The following is a 15597-nucleotide window of genomic DNA, read 5'->3' on the forward strand; positions in this document are numbered from 1 at the left end:
CATGGTCGTTCAGCCAATAGTTCTCTGCCTGAGCGTTGGTCGCTTCAGCGCTGCGTTCGGTTCATGGAAATCTTTGACCCAAGGACGGATAGCCCCGCTTCGGCCCGACAGGCAGCGGAATTTTTTGGAAATCGTCGGTAGATGCGCCGATCGCATGGGGAAGGGTGACAGCGGCCAGCCGAGTTGCTATGCCCGCCCGGACCATTTTGCCGCGTGAGCACAATCAATGCCCGACCTGCTTTTAGAACTCCGTTCGGAAGAGATTCCCGCGCGCATGCAGCGCAAGGCGGCGGGCGACCTGAAGAAGGTGATGACGGACGGTTTGGTCGAGGCCGGGCTGACCTATGAGGCGGCGCGCGAATATTGGACACCGCGCCGGTTGGCGCTCGACATTCGCGGCGTGACGGCGCGCTCGAAGGACATAAGCGAGGAGATCAAGGGACCCTCGACCAAGGCGCCCGAACAGGCGGTGCAAGGTTTTCTGCACAAGGCCGGCCTTTCCTCGGTCGCCGAGGCGCATGTCCATGCCGATCCGAAGAAGGGCGACTTCTATGTCGCCCATATCTCCAAGCCGGGCCGGGCGGCGGAAGAAATCATCGCCGAACTGGTGCCGGGCATCATCCGCGGCTTTCCATGGCCGAAATCGATGCGCTGGGGGCCGGCCTCGGCGAAACCCGGATCCTTGCGCTGGGTGCGGCCGCTGCAATCCGTCCTCTGCACCTTCGGCCCGGAGACCGAGGAGCCGGTGGTGGTCGATTTCGAGATCGACGGCATCCGCTCGGGCAACGTCACCTTCGGCCACCGTTTTCACGCGCCGGGCGCGATCACCGTGCGCCGCTTCGACGACTATGCCGCCAAGCTGGAGGCGGCGAAGGTCGTGCTCGATGCCGACCGGCGCAAGGAGATCATCCTTTCCGACGCCAGGAATCTCGCTTTCGCCAACGGGCTCGATCTGGTCGAGGACGAGGGGCTGCTCGAGGAAGTGTCAGGCTTGGTCGAATGGCCTGTCGTGCTGATGGGCGAATTCGAGCAGGACTTTCTCGCCATTCCGGCCGAGGTGATCCGGCTGACCATCCGCGCCAACCAGAAGTGCTTCGTGACGCGGCCGCATGGCGCCGGTGAAGAGCTTTCCAACCGCTTCATCCTGACCGCCAACATCGAAGCAAGCGACGGTGGCAAGGAGATCGCTTACGGTAACGGCAAGGTGGTGCGCGCCCGTCTCTCCGACGCGCTCTATTTCTGGAAGACCGACCAGGGCGACCTGCCTGACCTCGACCAGTTGCAGGCATCGGCGGAAAAGTTCGGGCTCGATCTCAAAAAGCCGCTCGACCAGCGCATGGCCCGCCTCGACCATCTCGGCGTCACCTTCCACGCCAAGCTCGGCACGCAGGGTGAGCGGGTTGAGCGGATTGCGCGGCTTGCTGAGGAGTTGGCGCCGATCGTAGCGAGTTGCATCTCCCCCCTTGAGGGGGAGATGGCCGGCAGGCCAGAGGGGGTAGCTGCGCGTGAAACGCCGGCATCCTCTGTCCGCGATAGGGCGTCGCGTCAGGACGTGCCGACCCCCTCTGTCGCCTTCGGCGACATCTCCCCCTCAAGGGGGGAGATTACCGCGCTGGCTCGCCGTGCCGCCGTTCTGGCCAAGGCCGATCTCACCACCGAGGTGGTCGGCGAGTTCCCGGAATTGCAGGGCGCCATGGGCCGCAAATATGCGCTGCTGCAAGGTGAGCATCCATCCGCCGCCGCAGCGATAGAAGAACACTACAAGCCGCAGGGCCCGTCCGACCGCGTGCCCACCGATCAGGTATCCGTGGCCGTGGCGCTCGCCGACAAGCTTGACACGCTGGTCAGCTTCTGGGCGATCGACGAAAAGCCGACGGGGTCAAAAGATCCCTATGCGCTGAGGAGGGCGGCGCTGGGGGTGGTGAGGATTCTGGTCGAGAACGGTATCCGATTGGCGCTCACACCCATCTTCGGAAGCGCCTATGAGTGGGCGAACTATCTTGATAAGAATGCCGTTACAACGCTGGAAGGGAAGGCGGAACAAATCTACCGCTCCGATCTCCTCGCCTTCTTCCACGACCGCCTGAAGGTCTATCTCCGCGACCAGGGTGCGCGGCACGACCTGATTGACGCGGTGTTGTCAGCTGGCTCGCGCCTGATCTCCCCCCTTGAGGGGGAGATGTCGCCGAAGGCGGCAGAGGGGGTCGCCGACCCACGCGAGACGACCCCCTCTGCGCTGCCGGGCATCTTCCCCTCAAGGGGGGAATTTGGCCAATCGTCCAACGACGATCTCCTTCAAATCGTCCGCCGCGTCCAAGCACTTGGCACGTTCCTCGACACCGAGGACGGCAAGAACCTGCTTGCCGGCACCAAGCGTGCGGCCAATATCCTGGCTGCCGAGGAGAAGAAGAAAACGACGATCGCCGAACGTGTTGAGCCGGCTCTATTCCGGGAAGAGGCCGAGAAAGCGCTGTTTGCAGCGGTGAATCAGGCCGAGAGAGAAGCCGGCCAAGCGATTCAAAACGAAGACTTTTCCGCCGCCATGCTGGCGCTTAGCGCGCTGCGTGAACCGGTTGATTCATTCTTTGAACGCGTTCTCGTGAATGATGAGGACCTGGCTGTGCGCGCCAATCGTCTGGCACTGCTGGCACGCATCCGGGCAGCCACCGACCAGGTTGCGGATTTCTCGAAAATCGCCGGCTGAGGCTTGGGAAAATATTTCTTTCCCAATAGCCGATTCGTGCCGGCTTACAGTCATATGACGATGATCTCTGCGTGGCATAGGGAACATGTTCCCCAACACCACGGAGGCTTCCATGAATTCCGCTCGCGACATCGAAGTGACAGAAGAAACTCCTGCCGAGACTGTTGCGTCCGCTTCCGAAACGACCCTCGACGAGGTCGCCGCTGCCGACGCGGACGAAGAAGTCGCGGCCTGAGGTTTTTCAGGCGACGGAATTTTACTCAATGAACCGGGCGGCGCGCGAGCGTCGTCCTGGCCTCGAACGGCTATCTGGCCTGGTCAATCTCGGGAATGGGCGTCGGTTGCGGCGTTGCGGGCTCAGGCGGGCTGTTCGTTGCACTTATCTTTTTGTCGGATCTGGTGGCCGCCCCAGGTGCTGCGGCAGCGGTTGTCGCGGCAGGTGCGACGCTGGGGGCCGGCTTTGCGAAGGCGTCGCCGACGATGCCGCCGCGAATGATCATCGGGCTTTGCATGAAATCATGCTCGGGCTTGGGCTGGCTCGGGATCGCAGCAACTTTTTCATAGGTGACGTCGGGCACTGGTTCGCCGAGCGCCACGATCGATGGCGTCGAGGAGCTCCCAGCCATCTTCACCGCTTCAGGCGCGCCAAGCCTGACGACGGATGGCGTCGAGGATGGTGCACCGAGAACAACGAATGACGAAGCCTGTGCTCCGCCCGCCGCCAGAGTGAGACCAAGCGGTGCCAGGATACGCACCCAGACCATGATAGTTCCCCTTGCCCAACAAGTCGGCACCATATCGTCCGGGAATTGATGCGGGATTGCGAGGAAAGCTACCATTTTAGCGATTTGATAATTCGCTACACCCGGACTTGCCCCGTAAACGTCACCGTATTACGCACCCACATCTGTGAGGTCCCGCATCTGTAAGGTGATGAGAGTGGCTGAGATACTTGCCGCCGGCGAGGCGATGGAGCGGGCGCTGGCGCTGCTCGAAGGCGGCGATGTCGTCGCCATTCCGACGGAAACCGTCTACGGGCTGGCCGCCGACGCCACCAATGGCGTGGGCGTGGCGCGCATCTTCGAGGTCAAAGGGCGGCCGCGCTTCAACCCGCTGATCGCCCATGTCGCCGATCTGGCGATGGCCGCGCGCCTCGCGCTGTTCGATCCGCTGTCGAAAAGACTGGCGCAGACATTCTGGCCGGGACCGCTGACGCTGGTGCTGCCGCAGCGGCCTGGCAACGGCATTCATCCGCTGGTCACCGCTGGGCTCGATACGATCGCGCTGCGCATGCCGAAAGGCTTTGGCGGCGAGCTGATCGCCAGGCTCGGACGCCCGCTTGCGGCGCCCAGCGCCAATTCATCAGGAAGGATCAGCGCCACGACGGCCGAGGCCGTGGCGGCCGATCTCGGTTCCAGAATCAGGCTGGTGGTCGATGGCGGCGCGACGTCGGTCGGGCTCGAATCGACGATCGTGAAGATCGAGGGTGGAAAGCTGCGGCTGCTGCGACCGGGAGGCATTGCCGCCGAGGAGATCGAAGCGGCCGCCGGCGTGAAGCTGTCGCGCGGTGCGGCGGGCATCGAGGCGCCGGGCATGCTCGCCTCGCATTACGCGCCTGGTGCTGCGGTGCGGGTCAACGCCGCAAAAGTCGCAAAGGGCGAAGCCTTGCTGGCGTTCGGCCCCCGCCGTGCCGAAGGCTGGCAGGGCGCTGCCGCCTTGCGCAACCTGTCCGAGACCGGCGACCTGCGCGAGGCCGCAGCCAACCTCTTTGCCCACATGCAGGATCTCGATCGCAGCGGCGCCAAGACAATCGCGGTCGAGCCGATCCCCTTCGACGGGCTGGGCGAGGCGATCAACGACCGGCTTTCGCGCGCCGCCGCCCCTCGTGACAAGATCGACGCAGGGCCATAGTTTCCAGCTATGAACGACATATCCCGGGATATCGACCCCGCCCTCATCGACCGCTTTGCGGTCATCGTCGGCGACAAATATGCGCTTCGCGACCAGCAGGACATCGCGCCCTACCTCACCGAAAGGCGCGGCCTGTGGCATGGCCGAACGGCGCTGGTGCTGAGGCCCGGCAGCGTCGACGAGGTCAGCCGCATCATGCGGCTGGCGACCGAGACGGGAACGCCGGTCGTGCCGCAAAGCGGCAACACCGGGCTGGTCGGCGCGCAGGTGCCGGATATGTCCGGCCGCGAGATCGTGCTGTCGCTGTCGCGGCTGAACCGCATCCGCGAGATCGACATCCTGTCCAACACGGTCACCGTCGAGGCCGGCGTCATCCTGCAGACGCTGCAGGAAGCGGCCGACGCCGCCGACCGGCTGTTTCCGCTGTCGCTTGCTGCGCAAGGCTCCTGCCAGATCGGCGGCAATCTCTCTTCCAACGCCGGCGGTACCGGTGTGCTTGCCTATGGCAATGCGCGCGAGCTCTGTCTCGGCGTCGAAGTGGTGCTGCCGACTGGCGAGGTCTTCGATGATCTGCGCAAGCTGAAGAAGGACAACACCGGCTACGATCTGAAGAACCTGTTTGTCGGCGCGGAGGGCACGCTCGGCATCATCACCGCCGCCGTGCTCAAGCTTTTCCCTAAGCCCAAGGGGCGCGAGGTGGCCTTTGCCGGCCTGTCGTCACCTGAGGCGGCACTGTCCCTGTTCAGCCTGGCGATGGATCGCGCCGGTGCCGCGCTCACCGCGTTCGAACTGATCGGCCAGAGGCCCTACGACTTTACGCTTCTGCACGCGCCAGGCGTCGTGCGGCCGCTGTCCGGGGATTGGCCGTGGTATGTGCTGATGCAGCTTTCTTCGGGCCGCTCGGCGGAGGATGCGAGGGCCCTGATCGAAGAGGTGCTCTCAGCCGGCCTCGAACAGGAGATCGTCGGCGATGCGGTGATTGCGGCGAGCATCACGCAGGGCGATGCCTTCTGGAATTTCCGCGAGGTGCTGCCCGAGGCGCAGAAGCCCGAAGGCGCCTCGATCAAGCACGACATCTCGGTGCCGGTGGCGGCCATCCCGCAATTCATCGAAAAAGCGGCCGGCGCCGTGCAATCGGTCAGCCCGGGCGCGCGCGAGGTCTGTTTCGGCCACATGGGCGACGGCAATCTCCACTACAATATCTCCCGGCCGCTCGGCGGCGATGACGAAGCGTTTCTCGGGCTCTACCACGCCATGAACAAGGCCGTGCATGATGTCGTGCGCAGCTTCCACGGCTCGATTTCGGCCGAGCACGGCATTGGCCAGCTGAAGCGCGATGAATTGATCGCGACGGCGCCGCCGATGGCGATCGAATTGATGCGCAGGGTGAAGACGGCCTTCGACCCGGCCGGTATTATGAATCCCGGTAAGGTTATCTGATCCTTTCGATGTCTTGTGAATGGTCGCATTCCGATAACCATCCCTTTGAGATCAGCAAAATTTAACCGACTTTCTTAAGCGCTGCGATAAGAAGCCCGCGCTAACGTTTCCCCACAACGAGGCTGGAAAAACCGGCCCGGAGAACCGGAAGACCGGCTCTCAGGAGAGACAGGAAAGGCACAATATGAACACTGGACTGAAGCCAGTCTGGGCCGGGCGCAACATGCGCCTCGACCCATTCCGCCTGCCGCAGGTGGTGAGCTACGCCACGCGCGACGATTATGGCGACGTTACCTTCACCATCGACCACCGTGGCGCCGTCATTCGCCGCATGCTGGAGATGAGCGGCGTGCCGGCGTTCATCGCTCTGCCTGCCAACGCGTTTCGTGGCGTGGCCGCCCGCGCGATGGAGGATCCGGATGGCAATGTCACGGTGACGCTGGAGCTTCTGCACAATGATCCGATGCTGTCGGTGCCGCTGCTGGTGGCCGACGATCTCGAGGATGTCGCCGCCGACTGGCGCGCCTGGGCCGCTGCCTACCGCCTGCCGATGCTTCTGATCGAATCGGACGGCATCGCCCGCACGCTGGAGGAATCGCTTGGCGCCGCCATCAAGACATTGCCGGCGCAGAACCGCCGCAAGGGTCGGGTTTCGACCACGCGTCGTCCCCGCTTCCTCGCCCGTCGCAGGGCCGGCGATCTCGGCCTCAGGCTGGTGATTGGCGGCCAGGAAATTATTTCGCGGGAATAGTCCACATGCGCCTCTTCCTTCTCCCCTTGTGGGAGAAGGTGGCCTCGCGAAGCGAGGTCGGATGAGGGGTGTTCCAGGAAACGCCAACGCCTCATTTCTTCCAACACCCCTCAACCGTCTTGGCGCTACGCGCCAATCCACCTTCTCCCATAAGTGGCCCACAAGGGAGAAGGGAACAAGCCCCTACACCAGCGGCTTCAGCGCCACCCACAACGCGCCACCGATCAGGCCGAGGAATACCAGCCAGCCGACCTGGTTGTTCGACCTGAACAGAAGCATGCACTGGTCCGGATCGTCTATGTCGAGCACCGTGATCTGCCGCGCCATATGGGCGCCGGCGGCGACCAGCCCGGCCAGCGCCGGCACCGGCGCCTGCGCCGAGGCGAAGGCGATGGCGAAGCAGACCAGCGCCCCGCCATAAAGCCCGACGAGCCAGGTCTTGGTGTTGTCGCCGAACAGGCGTGCGGTCGAGCGCACGCCGACGATGGCGTCGTCCTCCTTATCCTGATGCGCATAGATCGTGTCGTAGCCGATCACCCACAGGATCGAGCCGATATAGAGCATGACGGGCGGGCCATCGAGATCGCCGAATTCGACCGCCCATCCCATCAGCGCACCCCAGGAAAACGCAAGGCCGAGAACCAGTTGCGGCCAGTTGGTGAATCGCTTCATGAATGGGTAGATGGCGACGACAGCGAGCGAGCAGATGCCGAGCAGGATGGCAAAGCTGTTGAACTGCAGAAGCACAGCGAGTCCAATCAATGCCTGGATAACGAGAAACGCCCAGGCCTGCCGGCGCGTGACCTTTCCCGCCGGCAGCGGCCGCGAGCGCGTGCGTTCCACCTGGTTGTCGATGTCCTGGTCGACCAGATCGTTATAGGTGCAGCCGGCGCCGCGCATCGCGATGGCGCCGATCAGGAACAGCACGAGATACCATGGCGCCGGCAGCAGCGAGAGCAGTGGATCAGTAGGGCGTGGATAGGCACTTGCGGCGAGGGCTGCCGACCACCAGCACGGCCACAGCAGCAACTGCCAACCGATCGGCCGATCCCACCGGGCAAGCTGCGCATAGGACCACAGCCAGCGCGGCAGAATGCGGTAGACCCAGTGGCCGCTCGGCGCATCGGCGACGCGGCCCTGGGCAGCTTTCGATTGGATGGGTTCCATCGTGCTGAAGTGGCAGCAGAGGCGAACGCCGTCAAGCATCAAGCCAAATGGTCATGCCGTAAAATATCGTAGACGGCGAACCAGCCTTCCCCGTTGATGCCCGACGTTCCCATGCGCAATTTGTCCCAAACCATCCAAATGTCTTGACCCATCGTCCGGGGCGCAATAGCGCAGTCCTCACCGTGGAATGGCAAGGGATCTGGGCATGCGTGTTTTGTTGATCGGCTCCGGCGGCCGCGAACATGCGCTGGCCTGGAAGATCGCGGCCTCGCCGCTGCTGACGAAGCTTTACGCGGCGCCGGGCAACCCAGGCATCGGCCAAGAAGCCGAGCTGGTGACGTTGGACATTGCCGATCATGCGGCGGTGGCCCGGTTCTGCGCGGAGAAAAAGATCGACCTCGTCGTGGTCGGCCCGGAAGGGCCGCTGGTCGCCGGCATTGCAGACGACCTCCGCGCTGCAGGCATCCGCGTCTTCGGCCCATCCAAGGCGGCGGCGCGGCTGGAAGGCTCGAAGGGTTTCACCAAGGATCTTTGCGCGAAATACGACATCCCGACCGCCGCCTATGGCCGTTTCGGCGACCTTGCGTCGGCCAGGGCCTATGTCGAAAAGAGGGGCGCGCCAATCGTCATCAAGGCCGACGGCCTCGCCGCCGGCAAGGGCGTCACCGTCGCCATGACGTTGGCCGAGGCGCTGGCAGCACTCGATGCCTGTTTCGATGGATCCTTCGGACAGGCCGGCGCGGAGGTCGTGGTCGAGGAGTTTCTCACCGGCGAGGAGGCGAGTTTCTTTTGCCTGTGCGACGGCGCCACTGCGCTGCCGTTCGGCACTGCGCAGGACCACAAGCGCGTCGGCGACGGCGACATCGGCCCGAACACCGGCGGCATGGGTGCCTATTCGCCGGCTCCGGTGATGACGCCGGAGATGATCGACCGCACCATGCGCGAGATCGTCGAGCCGACCATGCGCGGCATGGCCGAACGGGGCGCGCCGTTTTCGGGCGTGCTGTTTGCCGGGCTGATGATATCAGGCGAGGGGCCGAAGCTAATCGAATACAACACCCGTTTCGGCGACCCGGAATGCCAGGTGCTGATGATGCGGCTGAAGGACGACCTCCTGGTCCTGCTCAACGCTTCTGCCGACGGCCAGCTCGCGCATACCTCCGCGCGCTGGCGCGACGAGGCGGCGCTCACCGTGGTGATGGCGGCAAGGGGTTACCCCGGCACGCCGGAAAAGGGCTCGGTCATCCGCGGCTTGGAAGAGGCCGCGGGCGATGGCGTCGAGATCTTTCATGCCGGCACCGCCATCAACAGCGGCGCGCTGGTCGCCAATGGCGGCCGTGTGCTCGACGTCACGGCTGTCGGCGGCACGGTCGGCGAGGCGCAGAGGCGAGCCTATGCCGCACTCGACCGGATCGATTGGCCGCAAGGCTTTTGCCGCCACGACATCGGCTGGCAGGCCGTCGCGCGCGAGCAGGCGCGCTGACGCCGAACGGCTTTCAGCTTTCAGCGCAGGCCACGGTCGAACTCGGTTGATGCGGTGCTGACCGGATCGCTGGCGGCGGGCGCGGCTTCAACGGCTGATGCGGAGGGCTTTTCTTTCAGCGTCCAGGCCACATATTCCGCAATCCCGCGCGGAAGGCGCAGCAACGTCTTCACAGCAGGCATTTGAAAGCTGCTGCGGAACTCGGCCCAGCGGGCGCTGAACATCGCGATCATTTCGGTGAAGCTCGGTGATGCCACCACGGTGGCGTAGGTAATGGCATTGCCCGCAAGGCCGGCCTCGCGCGAGAGAGGCACCGGTATCGAGGCGAGGTAATCCGGCTGTGCATCGATCAGTCCGCCGAAGGGCCATTGCGCGCGCAAGGTGGCGGCATCCATCGGTGCGACATTGACGTCGATATCGTTGGGCGTGCCGGCCACCCGGTAAGGACAGCGGAACCGTCCGCAATTGGCTTTTGCCGAAAACTGCCAGAGTACGTAGCCTTGCCAGTTGCCCATCGGAAAATGCACGCCGATGTCCGGCTTGTAGCGCGCATACCAGAGCGGCAGCCGCGACAGGAGCCGGTACTTGTACGTGTTGTCAGCGATGTGCCTGGCGGTCTTGCCGTTGGTGTAGAGCACCGGAAAGCGGCCCAGCCGCCGATGCACATGGCGCACGAACTCCTCTGCATCCTCGAGCGACATCCATTTCGTGGGGTCGTCATCCTCGATGTCGAGGGCAAGCAGGTCATCCGGACCAGGTTTCGCGAAATTGATGAAATTGTTGGCCTGTCCCACCGGGTTGCCGGGGCGGGCGAGATGATAGGCGCCCCATTTCAGGCCGAGCGCCTTGGCCACCACCTTGCGCGTCTGAAACAGTTCCTGTGCCACCGCATGGCGCTTCCATAGCGCCTTGCAGAGCCGCGTCTCGGTCTCGTCGCCGAAACAGAAATAGGCTGGCGGCATTCCGTCGGACGCCTTGTTGATGAAGCCGACGATCCGCTTGTCGGTCGCAAGTTCAGCCCAATCGATGGGATTGTATTCGTAGGCGTCGATCACCAGCGCCCGGTCGGCATCCTTCCAAGGCGCGGAGAAATCCGAGGCTTGTGCCGGCCCCAACGCCATCGTCATCGCAGTCGCGACGACGAGGAGTCCTAGGCGGCGGAGAGGGTGCGCCGGCGGCTTCAAACAGCAGATCCTTGCTGGCCAAAACCTGATCCTGAACCGCCATGGTTAAGGAAATGCTTTCGGCGGCCCGCGGCGAATGCGGCAATTCTGCCGGTGGTGGCTTCGCTGGCCATCAACGGAGGGAGAGCGGCTGGAACGGGTCGGCCGCCGGCGCTTGCGGCAGCGTTCCCTCAGCCTCGCGCTTGCGGTGATGGGCCAGCGAGCATTGCGGCGAACACAGAATGCCGCGATCCGACCAATAGGCGGCGCCGTCCTCGATCTTGCCCCGATGGTGCCAAAAACCTGCCGCTCGATAGGGCAGGCCGCATTCGATGCAGCGATAGGCGTCAGGTCTGGCGAGCACGGGCGGTCCGATCCGGTATTCCTGATCTGTCGCCGGTCGACTTGTCCGGCTTTTTGCCGATTTTAGCGTGAACAGCTCCAATTGCAAAATCCGCGTGACAAAATTTGACGTTTACGTAAAAAGAAGGTGGGGAGAGGCGACCCAAAAGCGAATGGTTTTGTGTCGGCACGGATATTAAGTTGCCCTGCCGGAAAAAGGAGGAGCGAGCGGCATGTATCGGGCACCGGTCGAGGAAATCGCTTTCACGCTGAAGCATGTGGCCGGCCTGAAGCCGGCGCTTGGCGCCGGCACCTTTGGCGACCTTGGCGAAGATCTCGTCGACGCCATTCTGGCGGAAGCCGGCCGCTTCGCCACAGAGGAGGTCGCGCCGCTCTACAAGATCGGCGATGAACAAGGCGCGGTGCTGAGCGGCGCTGCCGTCACCATGCCGCCCGGCTGGAAGGAACTTTATCGCCGCTGGATCGACGGCGGCTGGAACGCGCTGTCCGCACCGGAGGAATTCGGCGGCCAGGCACTGCCGACCATGCTGGGGGTGGCGGCGCTCGAAATGTGGAACTCCGCCGCCATGGCCTTCGGCATCGGCCCGACGCTGACCATGGGCGCGGTCGAAGCACTCGACAAGCACGCCTCACAGGCGCTGAAGGGCAAATACTTGGAAAAGCTCGTCTCCGGCGAATGGATGGGCACGATGAACCTGACCGAGCCGCAGGCGGGCTCGGATCTGAGCGCCTTGCGCGCCCGCGCCGAGCCGGCCGGCGACGGCACCTACCGCATCTTCGGCCAGAAGATTTTCATCACCTATGGCGAGCACGATTTCACCGACAACATCATCCATCTGGTGCTGGCGCGGCTGCCGGACGCGCCGGCCGGCACGCGTGGCCTTTCGCTGTTCCTGGTGCCGAAATTCCTTGTCGGCGACGACGGCGCGCTGGGCGCACGCAACGACGTCTTCTGCTCCGGGCTGGAGCACAAATTGGGCATACACGCCTCGCCGACCTGCACCATGATCTATGGCGACGGTTTCGAAGGGACCACCCCCGGCGCGATCGGCTGGCTGATCGGCAAGGAAAACAAGGGGCTCGCCGGCATGTTCACCATGATGAACAATGCGCGGCTCGCCGTCGGCATGCAGGGCGTGGCGGTTGCCGAAACGGCCACGCAGAAGGCGCTCGCCTACGCCAATGACCGCCGGCAAGGCAAGGCTGCAAGCTATGACGGCAACGGCATGGCGCCGATCGTCCATCACCCGGACGTGCAGCGCAACCTCCTGACCATGAATGCGCTGACCCAGATTGCGCGCGCCATCAGCTATTCCTGTGCGCATGCCATTGACCACGCGCGCGTATCCGTCGGCGATGAAGCCACCCATTGGCAGGAACGTGCCAATCTGTTGACACCGCTGGCCAAGGCCTTTTCCACCGATGTCGGCGTCGAGGTCGCCTCGCTTGGGCTGCAGGTTCATGGTGGCATGGGTTTCATCGAGGAGACCGGTGCGGCAGCACTTTATCGTGACGCGCGCATCGCGCCGATCTACGAAGGCACCAACGGTATCCAGGCGATCGACCTGGTGGCGCGCAAGCTGCCGTCTGGCGGTGGCGAGCATGTGCATGGTTACATCGCCGAACTGAAAGCGGTCGCCAATCAAGTGCGGACCTCAAATCTTCAGGGTTTTGGCCGCACCGCCGACGGTCTCGGCCAGGCGCTCGACGACCTCGGCCAGGCGACGCGTTTCCTGCAAGGGCTGCTTGCCGACGGGCGCTCGGACGAGGCGTTGGCCGGTGCGACGCCGTATCTGCGGCTGATCTCGCTCGCGGCGGGCGGCGCCTATCTGGCACGCGGCGCGCTTGCCGACCAAAGCCGCACCGCCCTTTGCCGTTTCTTTGCCGAAAACCTGCTTGGCGAGGCGGGTGCGCTGAAGGAGCGCGTCATTGGCGGCGCCGAAAGCCTTGCCGCTGCCGGCAAGACACTGATTTCTGCCTGACATCCACAAGGTCGACGTTTCACAAAAGCCCGGCGTTTCACAAAGGACCACCCGTGACAGACCATATCCTCGTCGAGCGCCAGGGCGCCATCCAGATCATCCGCATGAACCGTCCGGACAAGAAGAACGCCTTGACGCGCGCCATGTATGCGAAAATGTCCAAAACCCTTGCCGAGGGCGAGGCGGATCCGGCGATCCGTGTTCACGTCTTCCTCGGTGTTTCCGGCGCTTTCTCGTCCGGCAACGACCTTGCCGATTTCATGGTCGTCGCCACCGGCGGCGAGGGCGGCACCGAGGTCTGGGATTTCCTGATGGCGCTGGCCAGGACGGAAAAGCCCATGGTTTCCGGCGTCGACGGCATTGCGGTCGGCATCGGCACCACGCTCAACCTGCATTGCGACCTGACCTTCGCCACGCCGCGCACAATGTTCCGCACGCCCTTCGTCGATCTCGGCCTGGTCCCCGAGGCGGGATCGAGCCTGCTTGCGCCGCAGATTCTCGGCCGGCAAGGCGCCTTCGCGCTGCTTGGCCTCGGCGAAGGCTTTTCGGCCGAGCGGGCGAAGGCCGCCGGACTGATCTACGCGGTGGTCGAGGAAAACGAACTCGAAGCATCCGTGCTTGCAGCGGCCGGCCAGATTGCGGCCAAGCCGCCGCAAGCGCTGAAGATCGCGCGCGACCTGATGCGCGGCTCGCGTGAAGAGCTCGTTGCCCGCATCGGCCAGGAAAGCGAGTATTTCCGAGAGCGGCTCAAATCCGACGAGGCCCGCGCGGCCTTGATGGCCTTCATGACCAGGAAGAAGACAGGCTGAAGGCGGTGTGGCCCGATGACGCGGCCATGGTGTTGGCGATTTACAGGCCTGCGGCCAGCGTTGGGCGGCGTGCATGACGGTGAGGATTTCGACAGTCTCGCCGTTGACCCGATAGGGGACGATATACGGAATATCGACCAAAACGAGCTCTTGCGTCGCCTTGATGCGCCCGACGCGTCCCATGGCCGGTTGCTCGACGAGATGTTCCGCCGCCGTCACGATTTGCGGCTCATCCTTGGCGGGCGGACTTGACGTATTTCCCGACAACAGCGGCAACATCACGGTCACTGGCAAAATCGCCGCGCTCGGCGTCGGCCAACCCGGTCTCTATCTCGGCGAGTTGCCATTCCTCACGGGCAACAAAGTCCTCAATGGCCTGCGCCGCCGCATAGGAGCGCGAGCGGTCGAGCTTTTCGGCAAGCTGGTCAAGCCTGTTTGCGGTTTCGTCCGGGACACGCACGGTAAAAGCCGTCATGCTCATTACCTTCATTTGGTTCCCTATGATTGTTGGTGAACCAAGGTCGTTTCATCAAGGATTACCCAGAGGGGCCTCCCCTGACGCCAGTTGCTTAAACGTCCGCCGGCGCCGTGTAGCGCGCCATCGTATATTAGCGATGCCATATTGCCGCGCGTCCAGCTCTCCCTTACCCCTCGGTGAAACTGCTTAATGGACCACCTTCTCAGGGGTAAAGCCTTGTCTTGTCCCAACCGCCCCCCGCGTTGCGAGAAAAGACGACGCGGTCGTGCAGCCGGAAAGGCCGGTCGTGCCAGAACTCGATCGTCTGCGGCACGATACGGAAGCCCGACCAGTGTTTCGGTCGTGGGATCTCGCCGATCGCATAGCGGGCCGTGTATTCGGCAACCGCTTTTTCCAGTGCGAAGCGGCTTTCCAGCGGCCGCGATTGCTTCGACGCCCAGGCGCCGATGCGGCTGCCGCGCGGGCGCGTCGCATAATAGGCGTCCGCTTCCGCCTCGGTGACGATCTCCACCGGCCCGCGCACGCGCACCTGCCGGCGCAGCGATTTCCAGTGAAAGCACATCGCCGCCTTCATGCTGCCAAGAATCTCGCGGCTCTTGGCGCTCTCAAAATTCGTGTAGAAGACAAATCCGCTTTCATCGAACCCCTTGAGCAGCACCATCCGCACATTCGGCATGCCCTCGGCATCGACGGTCGCCAGAGCCACGCTGTTGGGATCGTTGATCTCACTCTTCGTCGCGTCGTCGAGCCATGCGGCAAACAGGCGGAATGGCTCGGCAGCCTCGGTAAAGTCACCGCTTGTTAACTCAGTTTCGCTCATAGTTTTTCCAAATTCTATTGCCGGCCGGGGAGATTGCCGATTGTCGCGCATCGCGCAACCTTTTGACAGCAGGCAATGGAGCCTTATTGCTTCGGCCAGCGCCCAGGCTACGGTCAAGGCCGCCGCGATCGTGCTGGTCGCCTTGCCGCTTGCCGCCTGCGGTGCCGGCGGCTTCAGCTTGGAGCAGGCGGAGGTCGACCGTACGATCCTGACCAGCAGCACGCCTGCTGCTGCCTCGCCGATCGACCAGGATCGCGCCTCGGACCAGGCGACGATCCGCAACGCTGTGTCTTCCGCCGATATCCAGGAACTTGGCGGGCAGGCCGTTCCCTGGGCGAATTCCGATACCGGTTCGCGCGGCTCGATCATCGAACTGGCGGAGTCTAGGGACAACGGTCAGCTTTGCCGCCGCTTCACCGCGTCGCGCGAAAGCTTCGACGGCGTCGCCCTGTTCAAGGGCGAGGTGTGCCTGGCCGGCGCCGGCGCCTGGCGGATGCAGGACTTCAAAGCGCTCTGATTTTCCGCC

The 15597-nt window shown here is 63.8% G+C and carries 15 protein-coding genes and 1 pseudogene; 9 read left to right on the forward strand and 7 right to left on the reverse strand.

Annotation, left to right across the window (positions count from 1 at the left end; translation table 11 throughout):
* The first annotated feature begins 226 nt into the window (after positions 1-226).
* Together glyS and CIT26_RS38175 are read left to right on the forward strand one after the other, a co-directional pair.
* The gene (gene glyS, locus CIT26_RS02445) at positions 227-2704 is read left to right on the forward strand and encodes a glycine--tRNA ligase subunit beta (protein ID WP_095491088.1); all 2478 of its coding nucleotides are present in this window, start codon (positions 227-229) and stop codon (positions 2702-2704) included.
* 112 nt (positions 2705-2816) lie between these two features.
* Positions 2817-2939 carry a hypothetical protein gene (locus CIT26_RS38175; protein ID WP_280951079.1) on the forward strand — a complete coding sequence of 41 codons (123 nt, stop codon included), beginning with the start codon at positions 2817-2819 and terminating at the stop codon, positions 2937-2939.
* Between the two features lie 70 nt (positions 2940-3009).
* On the opposite strand, the gene CIT26_RS02455 is transcribed toward CIT26_RS38175, so the two are convergent.
* Entirely contained in the window at positions 3010-3468 is a 459-nt protein-coding gene (locus tag CIT26_RS02455) for a hypothetical protein (RefSeq protein WP_095491089.1), read from the reverse strand.
* Between the two features lie 175 nt (positions 3469-3643).
* Between CIT26_RS02455 and CIT26_RS02460 the strand changes: the two genes are divergently transcribed.
* The 3 genes from CIT26_RS02460 to CIT26_RS02470 all read left to right on the forward strand — a co-directional run bounded on the left by CIT26_RS02460 (position 3644) and on the right by CIT26_RS02470 (position 6806).
* Complete coding sequence (locus CIT26_RS02460) at positions 3644-4615, forward strand: L-threonylcarbamoyladenylate synthase (RefSeq protein ID WP_167391252.1); 972 nt, start codon at positions 3644-3646, stop codon at positions 4613-4615.
* Positions 4616-4624: 9 nt separating this feature from the next.
* Positions 4625-6055, forward strand: a complete 1431-nt coding sequence (locus tag CIT26_RS02465; protein ID WP_095491091.1) for an FAD-binding oxidoreductase — start codon at positions 4625-4627, stop codon at positions 6053-6055.
* A 184-nt stretch (positions 6056-6239) separates the two neighbouring features.
* A complete protein-coding gene (locus CIT26_RS02470) occupies positions 6240-6806 on the forward strand; it encodes a DUF6101 family protein (protein ID WP_095491092.1) in 567 nt (188 codons plus the stop codon).
* Positions 6807-6989: 183 nt separating this feature from the next.
* Here CIT26_RS02470 and ubiA read toward each other — a convergent pair whose 3' ends face one another.
* Complete coding sequence (ubiA, locus tag CIT26_RS02475) at positions 6990-7973, reverse strand: 4-hydroxybenzoate octaprenyltransferase (RefSeq protein ID WP_095491126.1); 984 nt, start codon at positions 7971-7973, stop codon at positions 6990-6992.
* Positions 7974-8178: 205 nt separating this feature from the next.
* Between ubiA and purD the strand changes: the two genes are divergently transcribed.
* The gene (gene purD, locus CIT26_RS02480; RefSeq protein ID WP_095491127.1) at positions 8179-9456 is read left to right on the forward strand and encodes a phosphoribosylamine--glycine ligase; all 1278 of its coding nucleotides are present in this window, start codon (positions 8179-8181) and stop codon (positions 9454-9456) included.
* A 20-nt stretch (positions 9457-9476) separates the two neighbouring features.
* Here the strand turns inward: purD and CIT26_RS02485 are convergent, their stop codons facing one another.
* Positions 9477-10583, reverse strand: coding sequence for a glycoside hydrolase family 25 protein (locus CIT26_RS02485; RefSeq protein ID WP_095491093.1), 1107 nt, complete (start codon positions 10581-10583; stop codon positions 9477-9479).
* Between the two features lie 169 nt (positions 10584-10752).
* Complete coding sequence (locus CIT26_RS02490) at positions 10753-10983, reverse strand: hypothetical protein (RefSeq protein WP_095491094.1); 231 nt, start codon at positions 10981-10983, stop codon at positions 10753-10755.
* Positions 10984-11194: 211 nt separating this feature from the next.
* On the opposite strand from CIT26_RS02490, the gene CIT26_RS02495 reads away from it, so the two are divergent.
* Together CIT26_RS02495 and CIT26_RS02500 are read left to right on the forward strand one after the other, a co-directional pair.
* A complete protein-coding gene (locus CIT26_RS02495) occupies positions 11195-12964 on the forward strand; it encodes an acyl-CoA dehydrogenase family protein (RefSeq protein WP_095491095.1) in 1770 nt (589 codons plus the stop codon).
* A 53-nt stretch (positions 12965-13017) separates the two neighbouring features.
* Positions 13018-13773, forward strand: a complete 756-nt coding sequence (locus CIT26_RS02500) for a crotonase/enoyl-CoA hydratase family protein (protein WP_095491096.1) — start codon at positions 13018-13020, stop codon at positions 13771-13773.
* 48 nt (positions 13774-13821) lie between these two features.
* Here the strand turns inward: CIT26_RS02500 and CIT26_RS02505 are convergent.
* The 3 genes and pseudogenes from CIT26_RS02505 to pdxH form a co-directional block, all read right to left on the reverse strand.
* Positions 13822-14052 (reverse strand): annotated as a pseudogene (locus CIT26_RS02505) (type II toxin-antitoxin system RelE/ParE family toxin); the annotation flags it as partial.
* The gene (locus CIT26_RS02510) at positions 14003-14248 is read right to left on the reverse strand and encodes a CopG family ribbon-helix-helix protein (RefSeq protein ID WP_095491128.1); all 246 of its coding nucleotides are present in this window, start codon (positions 14246-14248) and stop codon (positions 14003-14005) included. The gene CIT26_RS02510 and the pseudogene CIT26_RS02505, both read right to left, overlap by 50 nt.
* A gap of 205 nt (positions 14249-14453) precedes the next feature.
* Positions 14454-15071, reverse strand: coding sequence for a pyridoxamine 5'-phosphate oxidase (pdxH, locus tag CIT26_RS02515; protein ID WP_095491097.1), 618 nt, complete (start codon positions 15069-15071; stop codon positions 14454-14456).
* A gap of 40 nt (positions 15072-15111) precedes the next feature.
* Here pdxH and CIT26_RS02520 point away from each other — a divergent pair, with 40 nt between their 5' ends.
* Entirely contained in the window at positions 15112-15588 is a 477-nt protein-coding gene (locus CIT26_RS02520) for an RT0821/Lpp0805 family surface protein (protein ID WP_095491098.1), read from the forward strand.
* Positions 15589-15597 lie beyond the last annotated feature (9 nt).

This window comes from Mesorhizobium temperatum (assembly GCF_002284575.1).
Taxonomy (GTDB): domain Bacteria; phylum Pseudomonadota; class Alphaproteobacteria; order Rhizobiales; family Rhizobiaceae; genus Mesorhizobium; species Mesorhizobium temperatum.

Excerpts from the sequence above, each read along its gene's own strand:
- glyS (WP_095491088.1), top strand. The coding sequence starts at position 227 with ATGCCCGACCTGCTTTTAGAACTCCGTTCGGAAGAGATTCCCGCGCGC.
- CIT26_RS38175 (WP_280951079.1), top strand. The coding sequence starts at position 2,817 with ATGAATTCCGCTCGCGACATCGAAGTGACAGAAGAAACTCCTGCCGAG.
- CIT26_RS02455 (WP_095491089.1), bottom strand. The coding sequence starts at position 3,468 with ATGGTCTGGGTGCGTATCCTGGCACCGCTTGGTCTCACTCTGGCGGCG.
- CIT26_RS02465 (WP_095491091.1), top strand. The coding sequence starts at position 4,625 with ATGAACGACATATCCCGGGATATCGACCCCGCCCTCATCGACCGCTTT.
- CIT26_RS02470 (WP_095491092.1), top strand. The coding sequence starts at position 6,240 with ATGAACACTGGACTGAAGCCAGTCTGGGCCGGGCGCAACATGCGCCTC.
- ubiA (WP_095491126.1), bottom strand. The coding sequence starts at position 7,973 with ATGGAACCCATCCAATCGAAAGCTGCCCAGGGCCGCGTCGCCGATGCG.
- purD (WP_095491127.1), top strand. The coding sequence starts at position 8,179 with ATGCGTGTTTTGTTGATCGGCTCCGGCGGCCGCGAACATGCGCTGGCC.
- CIT26_RS02485 (WP_095491093.1), bottom strand. The coding sequence starts at position 10,583 with ATGACGATGGCGTTGGGGCCGGCACAAGCCTCGGATTTCTCCGCGCCT.
- CIT26_RS02495 (WP_095491095.1), top strand. The coding sequence starts at position 11,195 with ATGTATCGGGCACCGGTCGAGGAAATCGCTTTCACGCTGAAGCATGTG.
- CIT26_RS02510 (WP_095491128.1), bottom strand. The coding sequence starts at position 14,248 with ATGACGGCTTTTACCGTGCGTGTCCCGGACGAAACCGCAAACAGGCTT.
- pdxH (WP_095491097.1), bottom strand. The coding sequence starts at position 15,071 with ATGAGCGAAACTGAGTTAACAAGCGGTGACTTTACCGAGGCTGCCGAG.